This window comes from Ideonella sp. (assembly GCF_044358605.1).
GTDB lineage: Bacteria > Pseudomonadota > Gammaproteobacteria > Burkholderiales > Burkholderiaceae_C > Ideonella.
Map to the genome: position 1 here is coordinate 42,572 of NZ_JBIKNQ010000035.1, position 11,051 is coordinate 53,622.

11 protein-coding genes and 1 riboswitch are annotated in these 11,051 nt (G+C 58.8%); of the genes, 5 read left to right on the forward strand and 6 right to left on the reverse strand.

Going from position 1 to position 11,051, the window contains the following annotated elements:
* Positions 1-158 precede the first annotated feature (158 nt).
* The 5 genes from ACIQ3Q_RS13450 (at position 159) to ACIQ3Q_RS13470 (ending at position 6,011) form a co-directional block, all read left to right on the forward strand.
* Positions 159-1,703 (forward strand): methyl-accepting chemotaxis protein, encoded by a 1,545-nt coding sequence (locus ACIQ3Q_RS13450; RefSeq protein WP_396269617.1) that lies wholly within the window; start codon positions 159-161, stop codon positions 1,701-1,703.
* A gap of 40 nt (positions 1,704-1,743) precedes the next feature.
* Positions 1,744-1,820: riboswitch (SAM riboswitch) on the forward strand.
* A 54-nt stretch (positions 1,821-1,874) separates the two neighbouring features.
* The gene (locus ACIQ3Q_RS13455) at positions 1,875-3,026 is read left to right on the forward strand and encodes a homoserine O-acetyltransferase (RefSeq protein WP_396269618.1); all 1,152 of its coding nucleotides are present in this window, start codon (positions 1,875-1,877) and stop codon (positions 3,024-3,026) included.
* Positions 3,019-3,603: a methionine biosynthesis protein MetW gene (metW, locus tag ACIQ3Q_RS13460; protein WP_396269619.1), complete on the forward strand. Its 585-nt coding sequence runs from the start codon at positions 3,019-3,021 to the stop codon at positions 3,601-3,603. Before ACIQ3Q_RS13455 ends, metW begins: the two co-directional genes overlap by 8 nt.
* A 48-nt stretch (positions 3,604-3,651) precedes the next feature.
* On the forward strand, positions 3,652-5,355 hold the full coding sequence (locus ACIQ3Q_RS13465; protein ID WP_396269620.1) for an ExeA family protein: 1,704 nt from the start codon (positions 3,652-3,654) through the stop codon (positions 5,353-5,355).
* Positions 5,356-5,630: 275 nt separating this feature from the next.
* A complete protein-coding gene (locus ACIQ3Q_RS13470; protein ID WP_396269621.1) occupies positions 5,631-6,011 on the forward strand; it encodes a general secretion pathway protein GspB in 381 nt (126 codons plus the stop codon).
* A gap of 27 nt (positions 6,012-6,038) precedes the next feature.
* On the opposite strand, the gene ACIQ3Q_RS13475 is transcribed toward ACIQ3Q_RS13470, so the two are convergent.
* The 6 genes from ACIQ3Q_RS13475 to ACIQ3Q_RS13500 all read right to left on the reverse strand — a co-directional run bounded on the left by ACIQ3Q_RS13475 (position 6,039) and on the right by ACIQ3Q_RS13500 (position 10,878).
* Positions 6,039-6,374: an H-NS histone family protein gene (locus ACIQ3Q_RS13475; protein WP_396269622.1), complete on the reverse strand. Its 336-nt coding sequence runs from the start codon at positions 6,372-6,374 to the stop codon at positions 6,039-6,041.
* An 80-nt stretch (positions 6,375-6,454) separates the two neighbouring features.
* A complete protein-coding gene (locus ACIQ3Q_RS13480) occupies positions 6,455-6,685 on the reverse strand; it encodes a hypothetical protein (protein WP_246498668.1) in 231 nt (76 codons plus the stop codon).
* A gap of 192 nt (positions 6,686-6,877) precedes the next feature.
* Positions 6,878-7,789 (reverse strand): hypothetical protein, encoded by a 912-nt coding sequence (locus ACIQ3Q_RS13485; protein ID WP_396269623.1) that lies wholly within the window; start codon positions 7,787-7,789, stop codon positions 6,878-6,880.
* 69 nt (positions 7,790-7,858) lie between these two features.
* Entirely contained in the window at positions 7,859-8,971 is a 1,113-nt protein-coding gene (gene glf, locus ACIQ3Q_RS13490) for a UDP-galactopyranose mutase (RefSeq protein WP_396269624.1), read from the reverse strand.
* Entirely contained in the window at positions 8,968-9,753 is a 786-nt protein-coding gene (locus ACIQ3Q_RS13495; RefSeq protein WP_396269625.1) for a glycosyltransferase family 25 protein, read from the reverse strand. Before ACIQ3Q_RS13495 ends, glf begins: the two co-directional genes overlap by 4 nt.
* Complete coding sequence (locus tag ACIQ3Q_RS13500) at positions 9,754-10,878, reverse strand: glycosyltransferase (protein ID WP_396269627.1); 1,125 nt, start codon at positions 10,876-10,878, stop codon at positions 9,754-9,756.
* Positions 10,879-11,051 lie beyond the last annotated feature (173 nt).

Genomic DNA, 11,051 nt, shown 5'->3' on the forward strand with positions numbered 1-11,051 from the left:
GTGCCCAAAGATGCAGGCTTGGGGCGGTCCGATTCCATCGAGCACGTAGTGACAGACCTGCGGACAATTCGGCACAGAGGTGTCTTGCTCCGGTGCGCGGGCGTTGACGGTTGCATGCGCCTTGCACTTTGACGTCCATAGCTTCTGGAGACTTTCGCATGCGCGATAACCAGCCTGTCAGCCAACGAGAGTACGCCTTGGCTCCAGGGCAGACCTTGATGTCCACGACCGATGTGGACAGCCGCATCACCTATGCCAATGCGGCCTTCATCGAGGTCAGCGGCTACGAGCGTGACGAGCTGCTGGGCCAACCGCACAATATGGTTCGGCATCCGGACATGCCACCCGAAGCTTTTGCAGACATGTGGGCGACGCTTAAGGCAGGGCGTTCCTGGACGGCTTTGGTGAAGAATCGCCGTAAGGACGGCGACCACTACTGGGTCCGGGCCAACGCAGCGCCTGTGCGGCGCCAAGGCCAACTCAAAGGCTATATGTCCGTTCGCACCACGCCCATGCGTGAGGAGGTTCAGCAGGCCGAGACGCTCTATGCGCGCATGCGCCAAGGCAGGCAGGGGGCCTGGAGGCTGCACCAAGGTATCTGGGTTCGCCGCGGCGGCTTGGCTTTTTTGACGATCTTGAAGACGGCATCCCTGGCCACGCGCATTCGGATGGCGACGTTCGGCTCCGCCTTGCTCATGTGCGCCGGTCTGTTTGCGTTGTGCCCCACAGCGCTGGCCTTGCAAGCCTCCGCGCTGGCTGTGTTGGTGATGATGCTGGCCACGTTCTGGTTGCAATCACAGATTTCCACGGCCATGCAGTTGGTGCAGAAGGAGGCCCAAGAAGTGGCGTCTGGACAAGGCGGCACAGGTGTTGCACTCGATCGTGTCGATGAGGTGGGCATGGTCTTGAGGTCCATCAACCAAGCGGCACTGAACCTGCGTTCCTTGATCGACGATGTGGGTGAGCAGGCTTCGGGCATGAAAGTGGCCAGCCAAGAGATTGCCTCCGGTAACGCCGACCTGAGCGCACGCACCGAGCAAGCCGCGTCCAACCTGGAGCAAACCGCGTCGGCCATGGAGCAGATCAGCTCTACGGTCAAACACAACGCCGACTCCGCTGTCCAAGCCACCACGCTGGCCGCCACGGCGCGCCAAGTGGCCTCGGCCGGCGGTGACCTTGTGGGGCAGGTCGTGAGTGTGATGAGTGACATCACCGCCAGCTCTCGTCGTATCGCGGACATCATCGGGGTGATCGACGGCATCGCGTTCCAGACCAATATCCTCGCCCTTAACGCTGCAGTAGAAGCCGCCAGAGCCGGCGAGCAAGGGCGTGGCTTTGCGGTGGTGGCGGCCGAGGTGAGAACCCTGGCTCAGCGCAGTGCGGCAGCGGCCAAAGAGATCAAGCAGCTCATCACCAGCAGCGCTGACAAAGTGGAGGGTGGTGCCAAGCTTGTGGACCAAGCGGGGCACACCATGGAGGACATCGTCCAGCATGTCCGTCAAGTCTCAGAGTTGATTGCAGAGATTTCTGTGGCATCCAAGGAGCAAAACTCCGGGATCAGCCAAGTGGGGCAAGCGGTGTCAGAACTGGACCGCATGACCCAGCAAAACGCCGCGCTGGTCGAGCAATCAGCGGCGGCGGCGGAGAGTCTCAAGCTGCAGAGCGTGCGCTTGAACGACGCCATCAGCGCCTATAGTCATTGAGCGCATGAGGCCCAAAGGGCCGCGCATTGCTTATACTCACGCCTCATTCAGCGCCGATTTGTTCCGGATTGCGGGCGCTTCAATAAATGCCGCTAAAGAGGGACATCCGATCAACCCGGTGTCCGCCATCTTTGCGGCGCCGGGTTTTTTGTCAGGTTCAGGATGTCCGTCATGGCCTCAGTTGGCACTGTCTTGCCTCAGCAAATGTCCTTCGACACGCCGCTTGCGCTTCGAAGCGGGGCGACGCTGGGCAACTACACACTTCACTACGAAACCTATGGCACGCTGAATGCCGACGCCAGCAACGCGGTCTTGGTTTGTCATGCGCTGAATGCCTCGCACCATGTGGCAGGTGAATACGCAGGGCAAGAGCGCAGCGAGGGCTGGTGGGACAACTTGGTCGGCCCTGGCAAGCCCCTGGACACCAATCACTTCTTTGTCATTGGCATCAACAACCTCGGTTCCTGCTTCGGCTCGACCGGCCCCATGCACCTGAACCCTCAAACCGGTAAGCCTTATGGGGCTGACTTTCCGGTAGTGACGGTGGAAGACTGGGTGGATGCTCAAGCACGGTTGATTGAGCGCTTAGGCATTCGGCAATTGGCCGCTGTTTTGGGCGGCAGCTTGGGCGGCATGCAGGCGCTGGCTTGGACGCTGCGCTACCCCGAACGCCTGCGCTACTGCGTGGCGGTGGCGACCGCTCCCAACTTGTCCGCACAGAACATTGCCTTCAACGAGGTGGCCCGACGCGCCATCATCACCGACCCGGATTTTCATGGTGGGCACTTCTACGAGCATGGGGTCGTTCCGAAGCGCGGCTTGCGCGTGGCACGCATGATTGGCCACATCACTTACTTGAGTGATGACTCGATGGAGGCCAAGTTCGGGCGGGACATGCGCGCGGGCGGGCCGGCCTATTCCACCCAGGACATTGAGTTTCAGATTGAGAGCTACTTGCGACACCAAGGCGATAAGTTCAGCGAGTACTTTGACGCCAATACCTATTTGCTGATCACCCGCGCCCTGGATTACTTTGACCCCGCGCGTGAACACGGCGGAGACCTCTCCCGTGCTTTCGCCATTGCTCGCCAACACAAGTTTCTGGTGGTGAGCTTCACCACCGACTGGCGGTTTTCACCCGCACGCTCACGTGAAATCGTGAAGGCACTAGTGGACAACCGCATCGACGTGAGCTACGCCGAGATCGATGCACCCCATGGCCACGACGCTTTTCTGCTGGAGGACCCGCGCTACCACGGTGTGATGCGTGCTTACTTCCAGCGCATTGCGGCCAGCTTGAAAACTGGAGGCCAAGATGAGTGAGCGCAAAGACCTGGAAGTCATCGCCCGCTTGGTGCCCGAGGGCTCTCGTGTGCTGGACTTGGGCTGTGGGCAAGGCGAGTTGTTGGCTCACCTGCAGCAGCATCGCGGCTGTACCGGCTATGGCATCGAGATCGACGACGCCAATGTGCTGGCCTGCGCACAGCGGGGCGTGAACGTGATTCAGCTCAACCTTGAAGAGGGCTTGAAGCTGTTCGACGACCACAGTTTTGATGTGGTGCTGCAACTGGAAACCCTGCAGCACCTGCGCAATACCGAGCACATGCTGCGTGAGACCGCGCGGGTGGGCCGCATCGGCATCGTCAGCTTTCCCAACTTCGCCCATTGGCCCAACCGGCTGAGCGTGATGCGCGGGCGCATGCCGGTGACCAAGGCCTTGCCCTACCAGTGGTACGACACGCCCAACATCCGTGTCAGCACCTTTGCGGACTTTGAAGTCTTGGCGGGCAAAAACGGATTGGCCGTGACCGACAGCTTCGGTCTGAGTGGCGGTGAAGTGATCCGCACTTGGCCCAATCTGCTGGCCAGTGTGGCGGTCTTTAAGTTCGAGCAAGTTTAGGCCCTGCTGGAGACCCCGCTCTGCCGGGAAGGTATCCTCCTGCCTGTCATGTACGCCAAGTTTTTTGGGCTGAGCCAAGCCCCTTTCTCCATCGCACCGGACCCGCGCTACCTCTACATGAGTGAGCGCCACCGGGATGCCTTGGCGCATCTGCTTTGGGGCGTGAGTGCGGGCGGCGGCTTTGTGCTGCTCAGCGGCGATATTGGCGCTGGTAAAACCACGGTGTGTCGCTGCTTCTTGGAGCAGTTGCCTCCGCAGTGCACGGTGGCCTATATCTTCAACCCCAGCCTGACGGTGGACGAGTTGCTGCAGACCGTTTGCCAGGAGTTTGGTGTGGGGCTGCCAGACGCAGTGCACACGCCGGGTTCTACCAAGGGCATGGTGGATGCCCTCAACACTTTCCTGCTGCAAGAACATGCGGCTGGACGGTCTTGCCTGCTGATCATCGACGAGGCGCAGAACCTCAGCGCCCCTGTGCTGGAGCAACTGCGCTTGCTCACCAATTTGGAAACGGCCGAGCGCAAGCTCTTGCAGATCATCCTGATTGGTCAGCCCGAGTTGCGCGACATGCTGGCCAGACCCGAGTTGGAGCAGCTGTCTCAGCGCGTGGTGGCCCAGTTCCACTTAGAGGCCTTGTCGCCCGCCGAGACGCACCAGTATGTACAGCATCGTCTCTCGGTAGCGGGCTGGCAAGGCCCATCGCCTTTTGAGCTGCGGGCCCTGGTACGCATACAGCAGCTCACCAAAGGCGTGCCACGTCGCATCAACTTATTGTGTGACCGCGCCTTGTTGGGCGCCTATGCGCTGGGCCGCATGACCGTCGATCGAAGCATGGTCGACAAGGCAGCGTTGGAGGTGTTTGCTCGCCCGCTGGCGACCACGGCCTCGCAGCGCGGTGCTCTCGGGCGTTCAGGGGCACTCTGGGGTGTTGGGGCTGGTGTGCTGTTGCTGGGCCTTGTTGCAGCGTGGTGGTGGCATAGCCAGGGTCTATCCTCCAAAACGGCGCCGCCGACCGCGTCGCTGGCCATGCCCAAAGGGACGCTGGAAAGTGCATCGTCTGCATCACGTCCTGTATCGGCCCCGCAAGTGCCGTCGGTGGCCTCTGTTCCCGTGGTGGCGCCTGTGGATGATGCGCAGTCCCAACGCCGCTTGATGCTGGCCGCATCCGGCCAAATGCCTTCACGCGACCTGTGGTGGCGGCAAGATGCCGCACCGCTTGGGCTGTTGGTGGGGCGTTGGGGGGGGCAGGTCAGTCAAGGAGACGTGTGCGAGCAGGTGCTGGCGCAGTCCCTACGCTGTTTCCGCGCCCACGGCAGCACGCAACTCATTCGTCTCTTGGACCGCCCTGTGATGCTTCTGTTGCAAGACGAGAGTGGTACGAAGGGCCAAGTCTTGCTGTGGGGGCTGCGGGCTGACCAAGCCTTGGTGCAGCACAAAGAAGGCCAGCAATGGGTACGTTGGGTCGATTTGGCACCCCATTGGCGCGGTGACTTCGTCACGCTTTGGCGTACCTCTGAGGCCTGGGCGCAGCGAGACGATGCCACTGCGAGTCAAGGCATCCAGGCTGCGCTGCGCCAGTTGGGTGTGGCGCCCAAGCCTGCATCTGGTGCCGGTGGTGACGTCAGTGCAGGCCTTTACGCGTTTCAGGCTGCCCAGGGCCTGCGCCCAGATGGCAAAGCCAATGTTCAAACCTTGATGCTGCTGAATCGCGCCATGGCGGTCAAAGAGCCCCGCTTGGACGGGGAACGCTGAATATGTCGTACATCTTAGAAGCGCTGAAGAAGGCCGAAGCCGAGCGCGAGCAGGGCAGTGTGCCTGGCTTGCGCAGTCAAGCGTGGGCGCCAAACACTCAAGAGACGCCGGCTAAAACGTGGTCTGCGGGCCGATGGTGGGTGATGGGGCTTTTGCTCGCGAGCCTTGTAGGGCTTGGACTGTGGCTGTGGCGCGCAGGTGTCACCGCAGAGCGGCCCGCGATGCCCAAGGGGCAAGAAGATAGGGTTGTGGCGACTGTGCCTGTGATGCCTTCTGTGGCAGCTTCTCAAGGCCAGGTTCCGCCCCCGCTGGTGTCAGTCTCGCCTGCGCCGCCACCTGCACCTTTGGCGCCCGCAGTGGTGGCACCAGCGCCGCCGGTCAAAGTCAAAGTGGCTAAGGCACCTTCGCCTGCAGCCTCTGCCAACGACCGCGTTGTGAAGTGGGCAGACATGACGCCAGCCCAGCGGCAAACGCTCGCCAAGCTGACCTGGGGTGGTGCCATGCACTCCACAGACCCAAGCGCACGCATGGTGATCATCAATGATCAAGTGATGCGTGAAGGTGATGCACTCGGCCCAGACTTGGTGCTGGAGCGCATTGAGCCCAAGGCGGTGGTGCTGAATCTGCAGGGGCAGCGCATCCGCAAAGACTTTTAAGCGCCTTCTGGTGGGCGCATTCGCGCGTTAGGGCGCTGGAGGCTGCTTGTCTGCAATGCCGGGCTTGAGTTCTTCGACCCGTAGCCCTTCTTTCAGCAAGGCGTGTCGTAACCACTCAGGGTGCGTGCCCTGGCCGTCCCAGGTTTCTCCGCTGACGGGGTGGCGATACTTGATGGGCAAAGGCCCTGCAGGGGACGGTGGGGGTGGGGTTGGCGCCTCAAGCTCGTCCAGCGTGATGCCCCAAAAAGACATCAAGGACTGAATCCGAGCAATCACGGGTTCCAACTCGCGGCGGGAGAGACGCTGCTCGCCCTCGTCGAGGACGGGCTCACCGCTGTCTTGAGGCTGCAGCGGCTCATTCATGGCAGATCATGTGCCGGTAGATCGAAAAATGGGCATTGAAATGCGACACAGGGCACCAAATGGTGCCCTGTTGGGAGGTATCAGCCCTTGGCCGCGTCAAGTTCGCGGCAGGACGGAGCGCACACGGCCTGGGACTTGCCCAGAATCTTGCGCGACTTCAGTTGCGCGCGAGGCCGATGCTTGCCGCACAAAAAGCACGACATCGTGGCAGCGCCGAAAGCGCCAGTTGCTGAAAATGGGGAACCCGCTACTTTTGAGCGGTAACGTAGGCCGCCCGGGTCGATGGCGGTCTTGGGATCGTCCTTGGCCAGAATGTGCTCCTTCCTGTGCAATCCATAGATATGGGGCTTTTCACCCTCTCACGGCAGAGATGCTGAGACGCAATAAGGCTCAGTTGACCTTGCAGCGAATCTGGCATTATCGCTGATACGGACTAGGTTTACCCGTGATGCGCGTGCAATCCTTGGCGAGCGCTGATTTGGAACAGTGAACCTTGTCTCGGATCAGGCCTGCCAGAGCTTGATCCACTCTGCAATATCAAATGGCCTGAGTGCTTCAGGGGGAGGGGGCAGATGCCTGCTGCGCAGGAACGCCGGGAGCATGGTCTCATCATCTCTGCCCAAGATGAAGATGCGGTCTGGACTGTAAAGAGGGGTGTCCAAGTAGATGGGGTTGTCCGTGATGAGCTTCTTGTTGAGAAAAGCTGCTTCTAGCCCTCGCAGGGTCAAGCCCTGTTGGCCACTCTGTAGCAACTCCAGGATACAAGCTGACGATTGCACCAAGGCCAAGTACTCTTCGTAGGCCAGCCATCGATGGGTGACTTGCAGGTTGCCGTTGAGTGCATAGTGCTTGCGTTTGTCCGCCACCACATGCATGTGCACACGCCATCCCATTTGGGTGAGTACGTGGTGCCAATGTTCAAGCCTCTCAAGGCGACCCTTGTCTACACCCGCGAAGGTCACGTCAAACTGCACCTCGTCTTGAGTAGTTGGTGGGACTTTGCGAAAGACTTGGTTGTGGAGCCTTAGGCCGAACTGTTGCGCATCCAGCGGATCAAACGTCGCCGCATCAATACCCTCTTTGCGCAGCCGGTCGACATACTTCTGCTGACTCGACTTGGTGGTTCGGAAGCTAGAAATCGGGTTCCAGAGCCATAGATTGAGCTTGGTCGTTTGAACAAAGCTGCGCATGAGCAGCAGTTCCTTCAAATTCTCAATGGCAAAGAACAGGACGGTGTCGTCTGGCGTGATGGCTTTCAGTTGCTGCGTGAGTTGGCCACCCAGATAGAGCGAGTGAGAAAGTCTGATGCCCAAGGCGAAGTCATACAGACGCAGCAAGGTCGCAAGTGCGCCTCTGGGTGGCTTTGTTTGGACGATGATCTTGATACTCGGCACTTGGAGCAAAGGCTCCATCAAGAACCGGATCAAGGCGTGGTCAGGAATGACAATGAACAGCATGGATCATGCTTGAGGCGACACAGATCTTCACGCCGTCCCACTGAGAATGGCTTCGCTGGCCTTCAAGGCCGCCGCGACGATCTGGTCCATGTTGTAGTAACGATACTGGGCCAAACGCCCCACAAAGGTGACCTGGGTTTCTTGTTCTGCCAAGGCCTCGTAGCGCTTGAACAAGGCCTCGGACTCAGGGCGCGGCACGGGGTAGTACGGGTCGCCTTCGTCTTGCGGATACTCCCTCACAATCGACGTACCCGCCGCCGCTTGCCCCGTCAGGTGCTTGAACTCGGTGATGCGCGTGAACGCATGGTCGTTGGGATAGTTGACCGTGCCGACGGCCTGGAAAGCTGCTTCTTGCGCCAAGTGTTCATGGGCAAAGCGCAGACTGCGGTAGGGCAGGGGGCCAAAGCATTGCTTGAAGTAGCTGTCGATGGGGCCGGTGTAGACCAGGCGTGCACTGGGGTAGAGGTCGCGCACAGACTCGAAGTCTTGACTGGTTTGCACGGTGATCAGGGGATGGGCCAGCATGGCTTCGAACATGCGGGTGTAGCCCTGTGCAGGCATGAACTGGAAGCTGTCTGAGAAATAGCGGTCGTCGTCGTTGGTGCGCGTTGGGATGCGTGCCGCCACGCCCGCCGAGAGTTCGCTCAAATCCAGGCCCCATTGCTTGCGGGTATAGCCCCGGAAGAACTTTTCGCACAGGTCACTGCCCACCGAATTGAGCACCACGTCTTCGCTGGTCTTCAGGGGAGACCGAGGCTCTCGCACGCGTTCGATATAGGCTTGTGCCTCTTCCTCGCTCAGGTTCAGGCCATAGAGCTTGTTGAGCGTCGTGCGGTTGATCGGGATCGGTACCAACTGCTCGCCCACTTTGGCCAACACGCGGTGCTCGTAAAAGCGCCAATCGGTAAAGCGCGAGAGGTACTCGAACACCAGCTTGCTGTTGGTGTGAAAGATATGGGGGCCATAGGGGTGGATCAGCACGCCATGCTCGTCTAGGCAGTCATAGGCGTTGCCGCCGATATGCGGCCGCTTGTCGATGACGAGCACCCGGCGCCCCGCGTCAGCCAACTGGCGGGCGCACACGCTACCGGCAAAACCGGCGCCGACGATGAGAAAATCAAATAGTGAGTTTCGAGTCAATTGATTGGCCGTCCGTTATTGTGAATGGAATAAGGGGCGATCTTCGAAAGTGCGACACCATGAAGCCAGTTTGACACAGAGTACTTGAACTGAAGCCCAACCTTTCGCAAGCGGTAGCCCAAACCACTAGCACGATCACGCTCCCCAATCGTGGATTGATCCGAGGTTTGATCGAGGCTCACTGGGTAAGGGTAGAGCCCATAAATCATCAGAGGAACTTCCCACCAATATCGCAAATCGACATCGACCGGGCGACCGAATGGTCGGCGTATTCGGCTAAGCTTTCGAGCTCCTTCGCGGCTCACTAGATAAGCGGAAGTCATGCTGGGAACACGCCGATAGCGAATCAGTTGCGAGAGATCGTCAACGGGCCAAGACTTCAATGCTTGCTCATTCTGCCGACCTAGCAATTTGATCATGTCCCATGATGGGGCAGGCAGTTGAGCGATGGCGTTCAACATCGGCACCAGTTTGGGATCTAAAGTGACATCATCTTCTAACACCATGGCCCACTCATCCTGACCGTCAGCGATCATTTGCCACACCAGGAGATGACTCGCGTAACACCCAATCTCTCCGGCGACCAGTGGCAGTGGGTATTGTTGACGGTTTAGACCTTCCGAGTAGAACGAACTCCGCGCCTCTTCGCTCAAGTGTTTTCCATAGACGGCATCTACTTTACGGAGAACATGACCTGACCCCAAGGCCGCCACTTGGCGTGTCATTCTTTCAGCTCTCTGCGTGTCTTTAGGCAGATTTATGAGGTATATAGAGATAGTCATTCAATGAGACCGTATGCTGTTGAACAGCGCTTCGTACAGCGTGATCATTGATTCGACACTGTACTGGCTCATGGCTTCGTTCTGTCCCACCTTCGCAAGCTGCCCAGACCACTCGGGGTCTAGAAGGTGTTTGGCGATTGCGTGCGCCCAAGCATCTGGATTCTCTGGTGGTACTAAGGTGCCATTTATACCGTCTTTGATCAACTCTTTGATGCCTGAGACTTGGCTGCCTAGAACCGCACATCCGGCAGCCATCCCTTCAATCAGTGTCAGTGGCATGCCTTCGTAGTGACTTGACAGGCAAAGCAGTTTGAATTGATGCATCATATCTCGCACGTCCTGACGCGGGCCATGAACCTCGACTTGGTCCTCGAGGCATAACTCCTTGACTGATTTCAGCGTGGCCCGTCTATATCTCTCTTTGCCGCCCCCGACCAGCACAAGATTCGGGGTCAGCGCATACAGCTCCCTTAGTCGAGCGAGCCCTTTCACCAGTGTCAAATGATCTTTTTGAGAGGCAAATCGAGCCACCATCAAGAGGTTTGGGCGGCGCTCTGGTGTAGGCGAAGTTAGTGAGGGCGGCGATGAAGGTATACGAATACCGTTTGGTATGGCATAGCACTTCGAGGCTGGAAGTCCCTGTGAGATCAGTGACTGCTTTACTGCTTGTGAACATCCCACGAAAGCCTCGGTGTGTGGTGTCAGCCAATTCACCAAGCGCCTTGACCAGAGTGAGTATCGCTCTCGGCTGTTGTGTTCGACCTGGATCAAGTGTGGCACTCTAGCCCACACGCCGGCGATGCGTCCAATCAGATGCTCAGGGAATCCATGAGAAACAAGAATGTCGGGCCTCTGTTGCTTCAAGAGATTTACGAGGTGCCAAACGCTGATCGCGCGACTCCAGCCGGGTATCAATTTGACATCAATGCCTGAGGCTCTCAGTGCTGCGATTCGCATCATGGATGTCTGACGCTTTTGGCGCAATACCAAGGTAGCGGGACCAGTCGAGGCAATGACCAAATCCATTGCAACCTGGGTTGACCCAGAAAAGCCGCCCGACACGAAGTGCATGACGCCCCCTCGACGATTCAAGGCTTGAGGTTGAGAAGGTGATGGGTGACTCATGGACAAAGATTTTGGAGTTTAAGCCTTCATGCTGGCGTAGCGAGCATAGCTGTCAAGCCCCGGGAGATCATTCACACGTTTTGTGAAGAGCTTGGGGTGTGAGGCGTGCCATTTTTTCAGGGCCTCGATGGGGGTCTGGTGGTTGAGGGCGCGTTGAGGAATTCGATGGTTGT

Excerpts from the sequence above, each read along its gene's own strand:
- ACIQ3Q_RS13450 (WP_396269617.1), top strand. The coding sequence starts at position 159 with ATGCGCGATAACCAGCCTGTCAGCCAACGAGAGTACGCCTTGGCTCCA.
- ACIQ3Q_RS13455 (WP_396269618.1), top strand. The coding sequence starts at position 1,875 with ATGGCCTCAGTTGGCACTGTCTTGCCTCAGCAAATGTCCTTCGACACG.
- metW (WP_396269619.1), top strand. The coding sequence starts at position 3,019 with ATGAGTGAGCGCAAAGACCTGGAAGTCATCGCCCGCTTGGTGCCCGAG.
- ACIQ3Q_RS13465 (WP_396269620.1), top strand. The coding sequence starts at position 3,652 with ATGTACGCCAAGTTTTTTGGGCTGAGCCAAGCCCCTTTCTCCATCGCA.
- ACIQ3Q_RS13475 (WP_396269622.1), bottom strand. The coding sequence starts at position 6,374 with ATGAATGAGCCGCTGCAGCCTCAAGACAGCGGTGAGCCCGTCCTCGAC.
- ACIQ3Q_RS13495 (WP_396269625.1), bottom strand. The coding sequence starts at position 9,753 with ATGACTATCTCTATATACCTCATAAATCTGCCTAAAGACACGCAGAGA.
- ACIQ3Q_RS13500 (WP_396269627.1), bottom strand. The coding sequence starts at position 10,878 with ATGAGTCACCCATCACCTTCTCAACCTCAAGCCTTGAATCGTCGAGGG.